Annotated in this window: 17 protein-coding genes; 3 read left to right on the top strand and 14 right to left on the bottom strand. The window is 70.3% G+C overall.

The genetic code is table 11. The features are described 5' to 3' along the window. Positions 1-2 precede the first annotated feature (2 nt). From ACIBG8_RS49555 to ACIBG8_RS49540, 4 genes are all read right to left on the bottom strand, one after another. On the bottom strand, positions 3-749 hold the full coding sequence (locus ACIBG8_RS49555; protein WP_397350320.1) for a cytochrome d ubiquinol oxidase subunit II: 747 nt from the start codon (positions 747-749) through the stop codon (positions 3-5). Positions 750-760: 11 nt separating this feature from the next. Continuing rightward, positions 761-2,011 (bottom strand): cytochrome ubiquinol oxidase subunit I, encoded by a 1,251-nt coding sequence (locus ACIBG8_RS49550; protein WP_397350319.1) that lies wholly within the window; start codon positions 2,009-2,011, stop codon positions 761-763. A gap of 96 nt (positions 2,012-2,107) precedes the next feature. Beyond that, positions 2,108-2,776 (bottom strand): response regulator, encoded by a 669-nt coding sequence (locus ACIBG8_RS49545; protein WP_397350318.1) that lies wholly within the window; start codon positions 2,774-2,776, stop codon positions 2,108-2,110. Continuing rightward, complete coding sequence (locus ACIBG8_RS49540) at positions 2,773-3,888, bottom strand: sensor histidine kinase (RefSeq protein ID WP_397350317.1); 1,116 nt, start codon at positions 3,886-3,888, stop codon at positions 2,773-2,775. The genes ACIBG8_RS49545 and ACIBG8_RS49540 overlap by 4 nt, the downstream gene beginning before the upstream one ends. A gap of 31 nt (positions 3,889-3,919) precedes the next feature. Between ACIBG8_RS49540 and ACIBG8_RS49535 the strand changes: the two genes are divergently transcribed. Further along, positions 3,920-4,129, top strand: coding sequence for a hypothetical protein (locus ACIBG8_RS49535; RefSeq protein ID WP_397350316.1), 210 nt, complete (start codon positions 3,920-3,922; stop codon positions 4,127-4,129). Here the strand turns inward: ACIBG8_RS49535 and ACIBG8_RS49530 are convergent. After that, positions 4,126-5,151, bottom strand: a complete 1,026-nt coding sequence (locus tag ACIBG8_RS49530) for a fatty acid desaturase family protein (RefSeq protein WP_397350315.1) — start codon at positions 5,149-5,151, stop codon at positions 4,126-4,128. The genes ACIBG8_RS49535 and ACIBG8_RS49530 overlap by 4 nt on opposite strands. A 132-nt stretch (positions 5,152-5,283) precedes the next feature. Continuing rightward, positions 5,284-6,447: a low temperature requirement protein A gene (locus ACIBG8_RS49525; RefSeq protein ID WP_397350314.1), complete on the bottom strand. Its 1,164-nt coding sequence runs from the start codon at positions 6,445-6,447 to the stop codon at positions 5,284-5,286. A gap of 88 nt (positions 6,448-6,535) precedes the next feature. Here ACIBG8_RS49525 and ACIBG8_RS49520 point away from each other — a divergent pair, with 88 nt between their 5' ends. Next, positions 6,536-7,768: an FAD-dependent monooxygenase gene (locus ACIBG8_RS49520; protein WP_397350313.1), complete on the top strand. Its 1,233-nt coding sequence runs from the start codon at positions 6,536-6,538 to the stop codon at positions 7,766-7,768. On the opposite strand, the gene ACIBG8_RS49515 is transcribed toward ACIBG8_RS49520, so the two are convergent. From ACIBG8_RS49515 to ACIBG8_RS49505, 3 genes are read right to left on the bottom strand one after another with little or no spacing between them, the layout of a single operon-like run. Continuing rightward, entirely contained in the window at positions 7,687-10,467 is a 2,781-nt protein-coding gene (locus tag ACIBG8_RS49515; protein WP_397350312.1) for a BTAD domain-containing putative transcriptional regulator, read from the bottom strand. The two genes, ACIBG8_RS49520 and ACIBG8_RS49515, sit on opposite strands and share 82 nt — an antisense overlap. A gap of 3 nt (positions 10,468-10,470) precedes the next feature. After that, positions 10,471-11,607, bottom strand: coding sequence for an amidohydrolase family protein (locus tag ACIBG8_RS49510; protein WP_397350311.1), 1,137 nt, complete (start codon positions 11,605-11,607; stop codon positions 10,471-10,473). A 48-nt stretch (positions 11,608-11,655) separates the two neighbouring features. Then, a complete protein-coding gene (locus ACIBG8_RS49505) occupies positions 11,656-12,159 on the bottom strand; it encodes a hypothetical protein (RefSeq protein ID WP_397350310.1) in 504 nt (167 codons plus the stop codon). A gap of 36 nt (positions 12,160-12,195) precedes the next feature. Here ACIBG8_RS49505 and ACIBG8_RS49500 point away from each other — a divergent pair, with 36 nt between their 5' ends. Continuing rightward, positions 12,196-12,720: a hypothetical protein gene (locus tag ACIBG8_RS49500; protein WP_397350309.1), complete on the top strand. Its 525-nt coding sequence runs from the start codon at positions 12,196-12,198 to the stop codon at positions 12,718-12,720. On the opposite strand, the gene ACIBG8_RS49495 is transcribed toward ACIBG8_RS49500, so the two are convergent. The 5 genes from ACIBG8_RS49495 to ACIBG8_RS49475 form a co-directional block, all read right to left on the bottom strand. Then, complete coding sequence (locus tag ACIBG8_RS49495) at positions 12,703-12,918, bottom strand: hypothetical protein (RefSeq protein WP_397350308.1); 216 nt, start codon at positions 12,916-12,918, stop codon at positions 12,703-12,705. The genes ACIBG8_RS49500 and ACIBG8_RS49495 overlap by 18 nt on opposite strands. Before the next feature lie 237 nt (positions 12,919-13,155). After that, the gene (locus ACIBG8_RS49490; RefSeq protein WP_397350307.1) at positions 13,156-13,746 is read right to left on the bottom strand and encodes a hypothetical protein; all 591 of its coding nucleotides are present in this window, start codon (positions 13,744-13,746) and stop codon (positions 13,156-13,158) included. Positions 13,747-13,973: 227 nt separating this feature from the next. Next, the gene (locus ACIBG8_RS49485; RefSeq protein WP_397350306.1) at positions 13,974-14,705 is read right to left on the bottom strand and encodes an alpha/beta fold hydrolase; all 732 of its coding nucleotides are present in this window, start codon (positions 14,703-14,705) and stop codon (positions 13,974-13,976) included. Positions 14,706-14,745: 40 nt separating this feature from the next. Continuing rightward, entirely contained in the window at positions 14,746-15,903 is a 1,158-nt protein-coding gene (locus tag ACIBG8_RS49480) for an RNA polymerase sigma factor (protein ID WP_397350304.1), read from the bottom strand. Continuing rightward, entirely contained in the window at positions 15,900-16,202 is a 303-nt protein-coding gene (locus ACIBG8_RS49475; RefSeq protein ID WP_397350303.1) for a YciI family protein, read from the bottom strand. Before ACIBG8_RS49475 ends, ACIBG8_RS49480 begins: the two co-directional genes overlap by 4 nt. Positions 16,203-16,228 lie beyond the last annotated feature (26 nt).

Below are 16,228 nucleotides of genomic sequence, written 5' to 3'. Positions count from 1 at the left end.
CTTCACAGGTAGGACGGACCGGTGACGCGGTGACGGAAGGTCCACCAGACCCACGCCTGCGCCGCGACCAGGAACGGGATCAGCACCAGGACCACGGGCGCCAGGAAGGCGGCGACCCCGGTGTGCGAGTCGGTCAGCGGCAGCCGCAGCCCGGCCACGATGGCGAGCGCCGCGATGACCCCGCTGGTCAGGGCGTAGGTGACGCCCTCGCCCGTCTGCGCGGACAGTACGGTCGCCCGCGCGCGCAGCTCGCCGCGCAGCCGCAGCGAGGCGAACGCCAGCCCGTGCGCGGCGAACAGCACCGCCATGATCAGCGCGGGCAGCATCCCGACCGGCCCGGACACGCCGAGCAGGATGTCGCTCAGCAACGTGCCGAGCGACAGCGCCAGCCCCCAGCTCCCGGCGACGATCACGCCGTCCCAGAGCGCCTGCCAGCCACCGGCCAGCACCCGGCCGCGCAGCCACAGGCCCATGTCACGCAGCACCCAGCTGGCCAGCAGAGCGACGATCACCCCGTAGTTCCCGCTGAGCAGCTCGCCCTCCAGCGTGGGGAACAGCCCGGCGAGGATGCCGCCGGTGGCCACCAGCCACACCTCGTTGCCCAGGAAGAACGGCGCGATCGCGGCGATCACCTCGCGCCGCTGGTCAGAGGTCCGCCCCAGGTACGGCAGGAGCATGCCGATGCCGATGTCGGCCCCGGCCAGGATCAGGTAGCCGATCGCGAAGAAGGCGAGAACGAAGATCTCCATGACGGGCTCCTTCAGTAGGTCAGGACGAGTTCGGCCGGGCGCTGCTGCTGCTCGCCCAGCTGGACGGCGTCGGGCCCGCGCCTGGCCTGCCTGGCCAGCAGCCAGTAGTTGACGAGGATGAGCATCGAGAAGACGGCGGTGAACGCGATGAGGGAGAGCTGGATCTGCCCGTGGGTGACCGGCGACATCGCGTCCTCGGTCCTCAGCAGCCCGTAGACGGCCCACGGCTGGCGGCCCATCTCCCGGAAGATCCACCCGCAGAGCATCGTGACGAACGGGACGGGGATCATCGCGGTGAGCAGCCAGTGCCAGACCCTGAACCGGCGCACCGCCGGCCGGAACACCATCAGCAGCACGCTGACCGCCACGACGAGGATCATGATCGCCCACAACGTCATCATCAGGATCGCGGCGGTGGACACCGGCCCGCTGGGCGGCAGGTAGTCGCCGGGGCCGAACATCGCCACCGCGTCCGCCTGCGCCTTGGCCATGTCCTCCGCCGAGCCCTGGTAGGCGGCCACCTTGGTCGGCTGCAGCGTGTCGAAGCTCAGCCCGCCGAAGGTGACCGTCCACATCAGCGCGGGCAGCGCCACGCCGAGCCCGACGCGCAGCGACTTGCGGAAGAAGTCCTGCTCCAGGGTGCGCTTACGCAGGTGGTAGGCGCTGACCCCGGCCATGAACAGGCCGCCGGTGACCATCGCGCCGCCCATGATGTGCCCGAAGGCGGTCAGCGAGGCCTGGTTGGCGAGCATCGCGCCGAAGTCGGCGAGCTCCATCACACCGTTGACGATCTTGTAGCCGACCGGGTTCTGCAGGAAGCCGTTCGAGATCATGATCCAGAAGGCGCTGGCGTACGCCGTGAGCGTCACGACCCAGATCGTGGCCAGATGGGCCCACTTGTTCAGCCGCCCCCACCCGAAGATCCACAATCCCAGGAACGTCGACTCGACGAAGAACGCCACCAGCGTCTCCAGCGCCAGCGACGCCCCGAACACGTTGCCCGCGAAGTGCGTCAGCCCGCTCCACGACAACCCGAGCTGGAACTCCATCACCAGCCCGGTCACGATGCCCATGGCGTAGTTGATGATGTAGAGCTGCCCCCAGAACCGGGTCATCCGCAGGTGCACAGGATTGCCGGAGAACGTGGCCCGCGTCTGGATGACCGCGACCAGCGTGGCCAGCCCCAGTGTCAGCGCCACGAAGAGAAAATGCGCCCCCGCTGTGAGCGCGAACTGCAGGCGGGCCAGCTCAACCGTTTCCATGCGTACACAGTCCCGGTACGGCTATGGCCGGGTCGTCATGCCTGCGCGGACACCTGACCTACTCCCGGAGCATCATGGGGGCGCTTGCCGTACAACTCAGGGCGTAAGCCACCCCGGTGTCACCATCCCCGCCTCGTACGCCAGCACCACGAGCTGGGCCCTGTCGCGCACCCCGAGCTTGGTCATGATGCGGCTGACGTGCGTCTTCGCCGTCGCCGGGCTGAGGACGAGCTTGGCGGCGATCTCGTCGTTCGACAGGCCGTGCGCGACCAGCCCCATGACCTCCCGCTCGCGCTCGGTGAGCCCGTTCAGCTCCGGTCCAGGGTCGGGGCGCTTGACCCTCCCGGCGAACTCGGAGATCAGCCTGCGGGTGATCGACGGGGCGATCAGCGCGTCGCCGCGCGCCACGACGCGGACGGCGTGGATCAGCTCGGCAGGCTCGGTGTCCTTCACCAGGAACCCGCTGGCGCCCGTCCTGAGCGCGCCGTAGACGTAGTCGTCGAGGTCGAACGTGGTCAGGATGATCACCTTGACGTCGGCGAGTCTGGGGTCGGCGACGATCTGGCGAGTGGCCTCCAGGCCGTCGAGCTCGGGCATGCGGATGTCCATGAGCACGACGTCGGGGAGCAGCTCGCGCGCCTTGGCGACGGCCTCGGCCCCGTTCGCCGCCTCACCGGCCACCTCGAAGTCGTCCTCGTCGTTGAGAATCGAGCGGAAACCGGCGCGGACCAGCGTCTGGTCGTCGGCGAGCAGGAGGCGGATCATGCGGTTTCCTTCTGTAGCGGCAGGTCGGCGACGACGCGGAAGCCGCCTTCAGGGCGGGGACCGGCTTCGAGGGTGCCGCCGAGGGCGATGGCGCGCTCGCGCATGCCCTGCAGACCGTAGCCGGTGCCCTCGGTGAAGGTGGCGCCCGGCCCGTCATCCTCGACGCGGATGGTGATATTTCGGGGTGTGCGGGTGATGGCGAGGGATGCGTGGTGTGCGCCCGAGTGGCGGGAGACGTTGGTCAGCGCCTCCTTGACGATGCGCGACGCGGCCAGGTCCACCTCCGCAGGGAGGTCCTCCAGCGAGTCCGGCACGTCCAGCGTCACGCTGAGTCCGGCCGTCAGCTCGTCCAGCCTGGTCAGGCTCGCCGCAGGCACGACCGGGGCGTCCTCGTCCACCTGGCGTAGTACGCCCAGGGTGGTACGCAGCTGGCGCAGCGTCTCCTTGCTCGTCTCCTTGATGGTGCGGAGCGCCGCCTCGGCGTCCTCCGGCCGCTTCTTCAGTCCGTGCAGCGCCGCCCCGGCCTGGACGTTGATCAGCGAGATGTTGTGCCCGACGACGTCGTGCAGCTCCCTGGCGATGCGCAGCCGCTCCTCGGTCTCGCGCCGCCGTACCTCCTCGGCATGCGTGCGCTCGGCCTCGCGCGCCCGCTCGTGCACCTCGTTGCGGTAGGCGCGCCGGTTCCTGGTCACGCCGCCGATCGTGATCGTGGTGACGATGCCCTCGGCGATGATCAGGAAGGTGGTGTTGTCGACGTGCCTGACCTCGGTCTCGCCGAACCCCATGGCCAGCAGCCCGGCGCCGCCCGTGACGATGGCGGCCAGCAGGTGCCCCTGGTCGGCGGCCGTATAGAGGGCCAGCACGGTCAACAGGAGGAACGGCCCGTCGATGTAGGCGTAGGGGTAGTAGATGAACGTGGTGAGCCCCACCACGATGAGCACGGCCACCGGGTGCCGGTTGCGCCAGAAGATCGCGGTGCAGGCCACCAGCGGGAGCACGACGTCGAGGACGTTGGGCGTCTTGTGCTGGTAGATGGCGGCGATGACCGTGCCGATCAGCGTCGCTGCGACGACACCCGCCGTCGCGATCGTGCTGGGCGACATCCTGCGCATGATCACAAGCCTAGTTGGGGATGGGACAGGGATGAGTATTCAGGACGAACTTCGCCAGGTCGATGAGGACCTGGCGAAACTCCGCGCCTCGACCGCCGAACTGCGCGAGCAGGTCGGTGACATGGGGCCGACGGACGCCGCAGAACGGTCGGCCATGTTGCAGCTGGCCGACGACAATGACGAGCTCATCGCCGAGCTGGAGGCCCGGCGGGAGGGACTGCGGAAACGACTCGACGGCTAGGCCTTGACCCGCAGAGCCTCGCCGACTGAATACAGGTGCCTGATGGCCTGGCTGTAGGAGCTGATCAGCCCGGACTCGAGGTAGTCCACGCCGAGCTTCTCGCAGTGCTCACGCACGATGGGCTGCGCCAGGCGCAGGTTCGGCGTGGGCATGTTCGGGAACAGGTGGTGCTCGATCTGGAAGTTGAGCCCACCCAGCGCGGTGTTGATGAACCAGCCGCCCCGGACGTTACGCGAGGTCAGCACCTGCTTGCGCAGGAAGTCGAGCTTGTCGTCACCGCTCAGCACGGGCATGCCCTTGTGGTTGGGCGCGAACGTGCAGCCGAGGTAGATGCCGAACAGGCCCTGGTGCACCAGCAGGAACACGATCGCCATGCCGAACGGCAGGGTGGCGAAGACGATGCCGAAGTAGATGACGAAGTGGGCGGCGAGCAGCGCCGCCTCCAGGCCCCTGCGCTTGACCACGCCCGGCTTGAGCACCGACTTCACGCTGGCGACGTGCAGGTGCCAGCCCTCAAGGGTGAGCAGCGGGAAGAACAGGTAGGCCTGCCACCTCGCCATGAACAGCGGCAACCCCTTGGCCTTGGAGGCCTGGTTGTCCGACCACACGAGTACGGCCGGCGAGACGTCAGGGTCGTGCTCTTCGTGGTTGGGGTTGGCGTGGTGGCGGGTGTGCTTGTCGTTCCACCAGCCGTAGCCGAGCCCGATGCCGAGGTTGCCGACCAGGCGGCCGACGACGTCGCTCGCCGGACGCTTCTTGAAGATCTGCCGGTGCGCCAGGTCGTGCGCGTAGAGCCCGGCCTGGGCGAAGACGATCGCGAGGAATGCGGCCACGAGCAGCTGAAGCCACGAGTCGCCCACCCACAGGAACAGCCCCCATCCGCCGAAGAAGGCCAGGCCAAGGAGGGTTCCGCGGAGCGCGTAATAGACAGGGCGCCGCTCGAGCAGGCCGGCGTCCTGAATCTTGCGTGTTAACTGGGCGAAGTCACTGCCCTTGGACTCGATCGTGACAGGCGTGGTCACTGGTCTCCTCACGTTGCGGTGGGTTTCGAGTCTCGGTCCTTCCGAGACGACGCAAAATCCCGCGTCCACCCCTGGGTGGGGTGGTGCTGACCCCACCATGCTGTGTCACCGTATCCGGCATCAAGCAGTGGATCAGCGCTCTCGGGCGTCGCGTCGCCGGATAAGAACGAAGTCCCACGCCGCCACCCCCCAGACGACCAGGGTGGCCGCACTCAGTACAACGATCGGCGGCGCGAAGAGTGCCACCAGTCCGAGTACGGCAAGCGCCAGCACCGCCACTACCCGGTTGACGGGCACATATCCGAACACGACCCGCTTGAACATGGCGTGGCCGATCAGGAACAGGGCGGGGCCGCCCAGCACGGTGAGCGCGGTGCCCAGAGCGACGTGGCCGCCCGGGTGGGCGATCACCAGCTCGTCGCCGACGGCCATCACGATGATGCCCGCCACCATGGGCAGGTGGATGAAGGTGTAGGCGGAGCGGCCGATCCTGCCGGGGTCGTCGGAGGCGGCGATGGCCTCCGCCGCGGCTTCCGCCGTACGGTCGAAATAGACCCACCACAGAGCCACGCTTCCCAGGAAGGCGGCGACCAGGGCGGCCACGGCCGGGCCGGAGAAGTCCTCGTTCATCAGCGTCACGCCGGTGACCAGCACGGACTCGCCCAGGGCGATGATGACGAACAGCTGGCACCGTTCTGCCATGTGGCCGCCGTCGATCGTCCAGTCCGACGTCTCCGACCGGCCCAGGAACGGCGTGCGGTAACCGTGCCACGGTGCGGTGTACTCGACGGCCAGCGCGGCCGCCCAGAACGCCACCTGCGTCCACCCGCCGAAGAACAGCCCGGCGATCCACAGGACGGCCGAGAACATCATCCAGACCAGGACCCGCAGGAACACCTTCTGTACGGCTTCGCCCCTGGACAGCAGCGTGACGGTGAGCGTGCGGCCCACCTGGATGGCGAGGTAGGCGCCGACGAACCAGCCCGCCTTGTCGCCGAACGCGTGGGGCAGGGCGGCCGACATCACCAGCCCGGCCAGCATGATGCCGACGAGCGTGAACCGCATGACCGGGTGGTCCGGGTGCAAATAGTTGGTGCTCCATGCGGTGTACATCCACGCCCACCACACCGCCAGCATCAGCAACAGCGTGCGCACGGCGCCCGCGGGAGTGAGGTCGGACAGCAGCAGATGGGACAGCTGGGTGACCGCGAAGACGTAGACGAGGTCGAAGAAGAGCTCGATCGGTGCGACCCTGCCGCCCAGCTCACTCCTCGACCGAAGGATCTCCCCGGCCATCACACGCCCCTTCAGTACACGCCCCAGCGGCGGCATCATGCTAGCGGCTGACAGCGATCCGGCAGCGGGCTCGGGCATCGTCCCTTCCATGACAAACGTACTCATCGTCGGCAGCGGCCCGACCGGTCTGACCCTCGCCATCGAACTCGCCCGACGCGGCGTCGACTTCCGCATCGTGGAGCGGTCGCCGGAGCACCCCAGAGGCTCGCGCGGCAAGGGCCTCCAGCCGCGCACGCTGGAGATCTTCCACGACCTCGGCGTCGTCGACGAGATCCTCGCCACCGGCGCCGTCTACCCCGCGATCAGGAGCTACGTCGGCGACCAGATGGTCTGGGAGGGGCGCATGCACGAGCCCAAGGAGCCGACCGAGGACGTGCCGTACCCGATGGTGATCATGCAGCCGCAGTGGCGGATCGAGCGGATCCTGCGCGAGCGCCTCGCGGAACTCGGCCACCACGTGGAGCTGGGCACCGAGGTCATCGACTTCGAGCAGGACGACGACGGCGTCACGGTCACGCTCAGCAACGGCACCGTGAAGTGCGACTACCTGGTCGGTGCGGACGGCGGCCGCAGCACCGTGCGCAAGAGGCTCGGCGTCGGCTTCCACGGCGACACCTTCGAGAGCGAGCGCATGCTGCTCGGCGACGTGAAGACCGACGACGTCGACCGCGAGTACTGGCGCGTGTACGTGGACCCCGAGACCCAGCAGATGGCGTTCGGGCTGTGCCCGCTGCCCGGCACCGACGTCTTCCAGTTCACCTCGCTGGTCACCGACGAGACCGACTTCCAGAAGATCGTCTCCAGGTACTCCGACATCACGCTCAAGGAGGTCACCTGGAGGTCGGAGTACCGGGTCAACATCAGGATGGCCGAGCGGTTCAGGGTCGGCAGGGTCTTCCTGGCCGGGGACGCGGCCCACGTGCACTCACCGGCGGGCGGGCAGGGCATGAACACCGGCATCCAGGACGCCTACAACCTGGGCTGGAAGCTCGCGAGCGGCGACGAGCGGCTGATCGGCACCTACGAGGCGGAGCGCATGCCGATCGCCGAGCACGTGCTCGGGCTCAGCACCAGGCTGCTGCGCGAGGGCGACCTCAAGCGCGACGAGGAGACGCAGCAGCTCAACCTCGGTTACTGGGAGAGCCCGCTGTCCGTGGGCGAGCGCGGCGGCGAGCGCATGCCCGGCCTGTGGGGCGGACATTTCACCCTGCACGGTGACCTGCTCATCCGTCCCGACGGCTACATCGGCTTCGACGGCCCGGCCAGCAAGCTCGACGCGTACCTCTCCGGGTTCGGCATCTCCCGGGCCGACGTGCGCTGACCGCCGAGGCTCTCCAGCACCTCGGGGTCGGCGGTCCCGGTGATCCCGCGCAGCGCCCACGCGGCGCCGACGAGCTCCACCGGCGCCACCCGCTCGGCGGCCGCCTCCAGGATCACCGCCCGCGCCGTCCTGTCCGGGTTGCCGTCCATGAGGGCGAGCGCCCGGCGCAGCGGCTCCACCTCGCCCGTCGCCCTGGACACCTCGGCCAGGACCTGGGCCACGAACTGCGGCGGCGGCACGTCGGCCAGCCCGACCAGCTCCAGGGCCCGCCGCGCGATCTGCGCGTCCGGTGCGCCGCGCCGCCGGGACAGCATGGCCCTGGCGTGCACCACCCTGGCCATGGCGAGCGGGTCGTCGGCCCGCTCGGCCGCCGTCCACGCCAGATCCAGGTCGCGGGCGGCTCCGGCGAAGTCGCCCACACGGCCTCTGAGCTGGCCGATCCTGGCGAAGAGCATCACCGGGCCGGGCAGCGCGTCCAGCCCGCCGATCTCGGCGGACGGCCCGGCGGACTCCAGCACCAGCGCCAGCGCCCCGGCGAAGTCGCCCCGGTTCTCCACGGTCAGCGACAGCCAGTAGAGCGCCAGCGCCAGCCCCCATCGGTCGCCCGCGGCCCGGAACCCGGTGAGCGCCTCGGCCAGCGGCTCCTCGGCCGCCCGCGCCGCGCCGAACTCGAACTCCGAGATGCCCGCCATCAACCGCACCGTCGCCCGCGTCCACGGATCCTCATGGCCGCTGAACCGGCCCAGAGCGGCTCTGGCCCGCTCGACCACGTCGACCGGCAGCCCGAAGTCCCCGGCCAGCGTCCAGGCGGCGAGCGCGGCCGGATGGTCGGACTCCCACACGACGGGCAGCAGCCCGCCCCCGCTGACCAGCACGCACAGCGCGTAGGCGAGATCCTCTTCCTGTTGAGGCACCCTCGTGAGCACGTCGGCCGACCAGGTGCGCGCCTCACGCCAGCGGCCCCGCATGACCCACGGCCAGAACCTCGGCAGGATCGCCCTGAGCGGATCGGCGGTGTGCTGCAGGGCGGCGTCCAGGTTGGCCTGCTCGGCGTCGAGCACGCTCAGCCAGCGCACCTGGTCCTTTCCGCGCAGGTACGGCTCGGCGCGTTCGGACAGCTCGACGTAGTAGCGGGCGTGCGCCTGCGCGGTCTCCGGGTCGGCCAGGCGTTCCGCCGCGTAGTGCCTGACGGTTTCGAGGAGCACGTAACGCTCGCCCTGGAGGACCACCAGCGACTTGTCGACCAGCGAGCCCGGGTCGCCGCCGCACACCTCGCGCACCGCGGCCTGCGTCGTGCCGCCCGCGAACACCGATATGCGGCTCAGCAACCGCTGCTCGTCGGGGGTCAGCAGGTCCCAGCTCCAGTCGATGACCGCGCGCAAGGTGCGATGCCTGGGCTCCGCCGTACGGGTGCCGCGCAGCGCGAGGCGGTCGGCGAGCTGCTCGGCCAGGCCGGACAGCGGCATCGTGCGCAGCCGTGCGGCGGCCAGCTCGATCGCCAGCGGGATGCCGTCGAGCTCCGCGCAGATCTTCAGCACCTCCTCGCGGTCCAGGTGCAGGTCGGGCCGCGCGGCAGCGGCCCGGTCGGTGAACAGCCGGACGGCGGGGGAGCCCGCCAGCGGGCCGACCTGATGCAGGCGCTCGCCGGTGATGTCCAGCGGCTCCCTGCTCGTGGCGATGATCCGCAGCTCGGGGGCCTCGGCGAGCAGCCGCTCAGCCACCTGCGCCGCCTCGTCCACGACGTGCTCGCAGTTGTCGAGCACGATGAGCGCCGCGCTGCCGCGGAGGTCGGTGGTGCCCAGCGTGGACTCGACCGCCGCGCGCACCCCGGAGGCCTGGGCGAGCTCGACCAGCCACACGCCGTCGCGGGCGTCGAGCGTGGCGGCCACCTCGATCGCCAGCCGCGTCTTGCCCGCGCCGCCGGGACCGGTGAGGGTGACCAGGCGGGCATCGCCGTCGAGGAGCTCGCGCAGCCGTACGACCTCGGCCTTCCTGCCCACGAAGCTGGTCAGGCGGGCGGGCAGGTTGCCCTGGACCTCGATGCGGAGGGCTACCAGGTGCGCCTCGCGCAGCTCGGGACCCGGGTCGGCGCCGAGCTCGTCGGCCAGCCTGGCCCTGATGCGTTCGTAGGCCTCCAGCGCCTCGCCCGCGCGCCCGGCCGCAGCCAGGGCGCGTACCAGCAGGGCGTGGAACGGCTCGCGCAACGGGTGCGCGGCGACCAGCTCTTCCAACTCCGCTGGATCAGGCCTGGTGGCGAGGTCGGCGGCCAGGCTCTGCAGGCGCAACTCCTCCAGCCGGGCGGACGGCGCCATCGCGAACGGGTGCCCGGAAGCGTCGGCGAGCGCCGGGCCGCGCCACAGCGCCAGGGCAGCGCGGTGGTCGCCCGCGCGGGCCAGCCGCTCGAACTCCCACGCGTCGGTCTCCTCGCGAGCCACGTCGAGCAGGTAGCCCGCCGGGTGCGAGCCGATCAGCCCCGGCGCCTCCCGCCTGGCCCTGGACACCAGCGACTGCAGCGCGGCCAGCGGGTGGGCGGGCGGCTCACCCGGCCACAGGTCGTCGATGAGCTGCTCGGCGGTGATCACGCGGCCGGGATCGAGCGCGAGCCTGACCAGCAACACCCGCACCCGCGCGCCGCCGATCTTCGCAACGTGTTCATGGTCGCGCACCTGCAGCGGCCCCAGGATCCCGACACGCGTCACGCATCAGAGCCTATGGCCCAGCCGCCACACGCCCACAGGGTGGTGGAGGGCGCCGATGTCGGACACCGGATCGCCGGTCACGGCCACCAGGTCGGCGTCGAAACCGGGCGCGATGCTGCCCTTCCTGTCGCCCACGCGGCAGACCTCGGCGGCCCTGGCGGTGATCGAGCGCAGCACGTCGAGCGCCTCGAACCCGCCCATCTCCACCAGCATCTGCGCGCCCAGCGGCAGCAGCCCGTGCGGCTTGGGCGGACCGATGCCGGCGTCGGTACCGATGACGACCTTCATCCCCATGTCGCGGTGCGCCCGCAGCAACTCGCCCAGGCGTGGCAGCAGCGCCCTGACCCGCGGCGGCATCGGCGCGTCCGTCGGCACCACGCCCATCGTCAGCGAGATCACCACGTCGGAGGCGGCCAGCCTGGCCATGAGCTCGGTGTCGATGTCGAGGCCGTCCTCGGTGAAGAACGTGCAGTGCTCGATCGTGTCGAACCCGGCCTCCAGGGCGTAGGCGATGCCGTCCGCGCCGTGCGCGTGCCCGGCGATCGGCAGGCCCAGCGCGTGCGCCTCGTCGGCGGCCGCCCTGACCTCGCTCAGCTCGTACTGCCGCTCCCACGACCTGGTCCCCGGGGTGAGCTCGCCACCTGTGAGCATCATCTTGATCACGTGCGCGCCGTTGCGCGCTCTTTCCCGTACGGCTGCGCGCACGCCCTCCTCGCCGTCCGCCTCCCCGCCGAGGAACCAGCAGTGGCCCTTGGTCGTGGTGATGGGCGGGCCGGAGCCGAGGATCTCCGGGCCCTCGGTGGGACCCAGGCCCAGGCGCAGGGACAGGTAGTTGCGGTCGCCGAGGTCGCGCACGGTGGTCACGCCCTTGGCCAGGGTGTGCGCGGCTGCCTGCCGCATGCCCGCGACGAGCTCCTCGTCCGAGGCGGTCTGGAGGTGGGCGACGGCGTCGTCACTGGCGTCGAAGGTCAGGTGGACATGGCAGTCGATCAGGCCGGGCAGCAGGGTGGCGTCGCCGAGGTCGACGTCCGCCGCGCGCCCCGGGGCGAGGTCGACGATCTTTCCCTGGTCGATCCGGACGACCTGGTCTTCGAGCACGTCATGGCCGTCGAAGAGGCGCCTCGCAGAGATGGTGAACATGACTTCACGCTCGCACCGGCCCATTCGGCGCACATGAGTACCCCGTACTCAAACCCGATGTGGCACCTCTGCCTCGGTGAACCGCGGCAGCCCGAAGACCAGCCTGCCCTCACGCACCGACAACCCCTCCCCGGCCGTGCTGTCGATGTGGCGTGGCGCGCAGTTGTAGAAGCTCCCCTTGCCGTACTCGATGGCGATCGAGCGCAAACCCGGCCTGGCGCGGGCCAGGTGCGCTCCCATGGGGATGCCCTCCTGGTGCGGCTCGGTGGGCGTGTGCAGGTTGCCCGCCACGACGATCGTGGGGCCGTCCGCCGCGATCTCCGGCGGCCACTCCAGGGCCAGGCGCGTCACGCCGAGCGCGCGCATCAGGGTGAGCGCGACCAGCGGGTTCTCCCGCACGCCGTGGATCTCGCCGACCAGCAGCAACCCGGACTCCTCCAGGCTCCTGGCGGCGAGTTCCAGTGCCTCCTCCTCCATCGGGACGTCGAGGGGCTCCGCGTGGAAGCCGGACACGGCGCGCAGGAGTGCGGGCATGTCGGTCAACCGGGGCACTTGACCTCCCTGGGGGTTCGGGCGTCTGCTCCTTCTATGGTGGTTCGGCGCGTGCTCGCGGCGGTGGTCGGAGCGCTGCTCGTCGCGTATCTGATCATGGTGCCGCTGGGGCTGATCGGCCCTTCGGCGCGGCTGTCGACGCCCGAGATCATCGTCGCGATCGCCGTGCTCGTGCTGTCGCAGTACTCCATCGAGGACCTCACCTTCGACCCAGGCGGCGCGGGCAAGATCCGGCTGCGCCGGGTCGAGGACCGGCAGCGCGCCCTCGAGTCCGACGTCAAGGCGCTCAAGATGGCGCTGTCCGGCATCGTGACCAAGTTCGAACTCAGCCACCTGCAGGGGCTCGACACCCCGGGGCGGTTCGAGGTGCAGTATTCCAACCACATGGTGCGCGAACTCGAACGCCTCGACGCGATGCGGTTCGTCGTGCCCGTGCGCGACGGCGGGCTCAACGCGATCAGGACCGACCACCAGGCGCCGGACGACCGGTTCGACCTGAAGGACTACGCCAAGATCACCGAGCGGGGGCAGGACTACCTGAAGCTACTGGACTCCCTGTAGGCGGTCGAACAGCTCCAGCGCCGCCAGCCTGACCTCCTCGGGCGCCAGGCCGTCCAGCGTGGTCCTGGCCTGGTCGACGTCGCGGGTGGTGGCGCAGGTGATGGCCACGGAGGCGGCGGCCGCGCGGCTGACGGACCCGGCGGGGGCGCTGTCTGCCAGCTCCTGGGCGCTGGTGGCGAGGTCGAGGTTGTCTCTCACGGGCGTGCTCCTCGCGGGGGATTGGGTCGAACGCCCATTCCACCATCTGCCGAGGCGTTCCATCCACCACTCTTTTCGTTTACGGCGGAGCCGGGGGATCGCCACCCGCCGACGCGGGTGACCGGCCGTGCGTCATGGCACTCGCCGCACGTGGTCCCCGCCGTTACTGCGGTGCGTCAGCCGTACGAAACGGAAAGGCCCGCGTCCCGTGAGGGAGGCGGGCCGTCGTGGGGTGGTTCAGACGTGGGCGTGGGCGGGGGTGCGGGGGGCGGCGACGGCGCTGAGGCGGGCCAGGGGGAGGAAGGAGATGAGCAGGAAGAGCGCGCCCAGCGGGATGAAGTTCTTGTCGACCATCGGGAGCATCAGGTCGACCAGCACCAGCACCGGGGTCCAGACCTTCACCTTGCGGGTGGCGGCGAGCTGGATGACGATCGCGAGCTGGCCGATGTAGAAGAGGAACGGCACGGCCTGGTAGACGATCGGGGACACCAGCGGGACGCTCTGCACCTGGTCGAACAGCGGGCCCATCGCGTCGTGGTCCACGGCCAGGAAACCCACCACGATGTCGATCCCGAACTGCGCGATCAGCGCGGCCACTCCGACGGTGCCGAGGACGGCGCTGGTGGTCGCGAGCAGGCCGCGTCCTGCGAGGCGGCGCATCTCCCAGAAGGTCACCACGAACATGACGAGCGCGCCGATGAAGGCAAGGTGACCGGCGGTCCAGGCGAGGCCGGGGCCCTTGGCGCCATCCAGCCCGTCAATGAGGCGGATCACGCCGTAGGCCATGGTGAGGAGGGGGGCGGCAATGAAGGCGATGCGGGGGTTCATCAGGGGTTCTCCTTGGCAGCGGTCGTTCTTGGTATGCCTCAATGCTGGCTTTTCCGACCGCTCCTGCCATCGCCGACAAGACCCAACCCTCACCTCCCTCTCACGACGGACCCCCCACCCCCACGAGGGACCCCACCTCTCACGGGGGATCCCACCCCCCTGAGGGATCCCATCCACTCCTCGCGGGGCCTTTGGGCACCTCAAGGTCCCTTTGCGGGATGCGGGGGTCAGGTCAGGAAGGGGGCCATCACCGGGACGATGGCCGATGGCACGAGGTCGTGTGTCTGCCCCTCCAGCGTGACGAGCGAGCCGTGGGGGAGCCCGGCCGCGATCGAGGCGCCCGCGTCGTGCAGCAACGAGGGGCTCTCCGCACCCACTATGACGAGCGCGGGCGACTTGACCGAGGAGACGAGGTCACTGCTCACGTGGGACACGAGCAGGACGTCGTGCACCAGCGACGGCGCGATGGCCTCCATACTGGCCCGGAACGGCGCGTTCCTGATCTGGTGCACGATCTCGACCGGCATGCCGATGATCTCCGTCTGGAAATACTCGACGGCCTCCCCCCGATGACCCGCCTCGACGAGCCTGGTGATCGGCCCGACATGGTCAGACCCCACGGCGTCCACGACGGATGGCGGCTCGTAGAGGGCGAGCTTCTGGATCGGCAACCCACTGGCCACCGCGTGCAGGGCGAGCACCGCCCCCGAGGAGAAGCCGAACACGTGGACCGGCCCGCCGACCTGCCCGATCAGCCAGTCGAGGTCCTCGACCTCCTGCTCGACCGTGTACGGCGGGGCGATGTCGTGGCTGCCGCCCCGCCCCCTGCGGTCGTACAGGACGCAGGTGAACTGCGACTCCAGCGCCTGCGCGAGCGGCCGGCACGTGTCCTTGTCGTTGAAGGCCCCGGAAGCGAAGACGATCGTGGGACCAGAACCTGAAATGTCGTAAGAAATCATTGAGACTCTCCCTTCGCCAACACCGACGAACGGCAGCGACTCAGACAGACAGCTGCCGCTGGAGAAATTTCCGGTCCGCCTCCGACGTCGCCAGCGCCAGCGCCTCCCGGTAGGCGGCCCGCGCCTCCTCGTGACGGCCAAGGCGCCGCAGCAGGTCAGCCCGGGTGGCGGGCAGCAGGTGGTAGCCCTCCAGCGAGAGCCCGTCGACGATGGCCAGCCCGGCAGCGGGACCGAGCGCCATCCCGACGGCCACCGCCCGGTTCAGCTCCACCACCGGCGTCGGCACGAGGTGCACGAGCCGGTCGTAGAGCCCGGCGATCTGCGCCCAGTCGGTCTCCGCCGCCGTCGGCGCGGTGGCGTGGCAGGCGGCGATGGCGGCCTGCACCTGGTAGGGGCCGGGCCGTCCCAGGCGCAGGGCGTCGTCCAGGAGCGCGACGCCCTCCTCGATCTCTGCGGAGTCCCAGCGGGAGCGGTCCTGGTGCTCCAGCGTCACCAGGACGCCTGACGCGTCGGTCCTGGTGTCGCGCCGGGCGTCGTGCAGCAGCATGAGGGCGAGCAGACCGGCCGCCTCGGGTTCGCCCGGTATCAGCCGTACGAGCATGCGCGCGAGCCGCAGGGCGTCGGACGCCAGCTCGTGCCTGGCCGAGTAGCCCTCGTTGAACAGCAGGTAGAGGACGGCCAGCACGGCGGACAGGCGCGCGTGCAGCAGGTGCGCGGGCGGCACCCGGTAGGGGATGCCCGCGTTGCGGATCTTGCGTTTGGCCCTGACCAGCCGCTGCGACATGGTCATCTCGGGCACCAGGAAGGCCCTGGCGATCTCGGCCGTGGTCAGCCCGGCCAGCGTGCGCAGGGTGAGCGCCACCCGCGCCTCGTAGGCGAGCGCCGGGTGGCAGCAGGTGAAGATCAGCATGAGCTGGTCCTGCGGCGTCTCGCGCTCGCCCGCCAGCAGCGCGACCTCGCGCAGCTTCGCCGCGCCGACCGCCTCGCGCCTGAGCCGGTCGGTCGCCGCGTTGCGCGCCGTCGTGGTGAGCCAGGCGCCAGGCCTGGACGGCACGCCGTCGCGCGGCCAGGTCTGCAGCGCCTGCGCGAACGCCTCCTGGGCGCACTCCTCCGCGAGGTCCCAGTCGCCGGTCACCCGAATCAGGGTGGCGACGATCTGTCCCCACTCCTCGCGGAAGGCGCGCTCGACCGCCTTCATCGGACCGGGCGGATCTCGACCATTCCATAGGCCGCCGCCGGGTGCGCTGCGGCGATCTCGATGGCCTCGTCCAGGTCGGCGCACTCGATGAGGTTGAACCCGCCGACCTGGTCCTTGGTCTCGGCGAACGGCCCGTCGGTCAGGAGGACCTCGCCGCCGCGCACGCGCACGGTGGTCGCGTCCTCGGGCGGCTGCAGGCCCACGCCCGAGACGAGCACGCCCCTGCGCTGCATTTCCTCGCTCCAGCCGTCGCACCCGTCGAGCTCGGGCGCGTGACCGATCATCAGCAAGTACTTCACAGTTCTCGAACGTACCCGATGACTTC

Source organism: Nonomuraea sp. NPDC050556 (genome assembly GCF_044457355.1).
Classification (GTDB): Bacteria; Actinomycetota; Actinomycetes; order Streptosporangiales; family Streptosporangiaceae; genus Nonomuraea.
Note: the sequence above shows the minus strand (reverse complement) of the source record. Positions and strands in the feature narration are given on the sequence as shown.

Bases quoted from the DNA above. Each gene is read 5' to 3' on its own strand.
- ACIBG8_RS49555 (WP_397350320.1), bottom strand. From the start codon at position 749: ATGGAGATCTTCGTTCTCGCCTTCTTCGCGATCGGCTACCTGATCCTG.
- ACIBG8_RS49550 (WP_397350319.1), bottom strand. From the start codon at position 2,011: ATGGAAACGGTTGAGCTGGCCCGCCTGCAGTTCGCGCTCACAGCGGGG.
- ACIBG8_RS49545 (WP_397350318.1), bottom strand. From the start codon at position 2,776: ATGATCCGCCTCCTGCTCGCCGACGACCAGACGCTGGTCCGCGCCGGT.
- ACIBG8_RS49540 (WP_397350317.1), bottom strand. From the start codon at position 3,888: ATGCGCAGGATGTCGCCCAGCACGATCGCGACGGCGGGTGTCGTCGCA.
- ACIBG8_RS49535 (WP_397350316.1), top strand. From the start codon at position 3,920: ATGAGTATTCAGGACGAACTTCGCCAGGTCGATGAGGACCTGGCGAAA.
- ACIBG8_RS49525 (WP_397350314.1), bottom strand. From the start codon at position 6,447: ATGGCCGGGGAGATCCTTCGGTCGAGGAGTGAGCTGGGCGGCAGGGTC.
- ACIBG8_RS49520 (WP_397350313.1), top strand. From the start codon at position 6,536: ATGACAAACGTACTCATCGTCGGCAGCGGCCCGACCGGTCTGACCCTC.
- ACIBG8_RS49510 (WP_397350311.1), bottom strand. From the start codon at position 11,607: ATGTTCACCATCTCTGCGAGGCGCCTCTTCGACGGCCATGACGTGCTC.
- ACIBG8_RS49500 (WP_397350309.1), top strand. From the start codon at position 12,196: ATGGTGGTTCGGCGCGTGCTCGCGGCGGTGGTCGGAGCGCTGCTCGTC.
- ACIBG8_RS49490 (WP_397350307.1), bottom strand. From the start codon at position 13,746: ATGAACCCCCGCATCGCCTTCATTGCCGCCCCCCTCCTCACCATGGCC.
- ACIBG8_RS49485 (WP_397350306.1), bottom strand. From the start codon at position 14,705: ATGATTTCTTACGACATTTCAGGTTCTGGTCCCACGATCGTCTTCGCT.
- ACIBG8_RS49480 (WP_397350304.1), bottom strand. From the start codon at position 15,903: ATGAAGGCGGTCGAGCGCGCCTTCCGCGAGGAGTGGGGACAGATCGTC.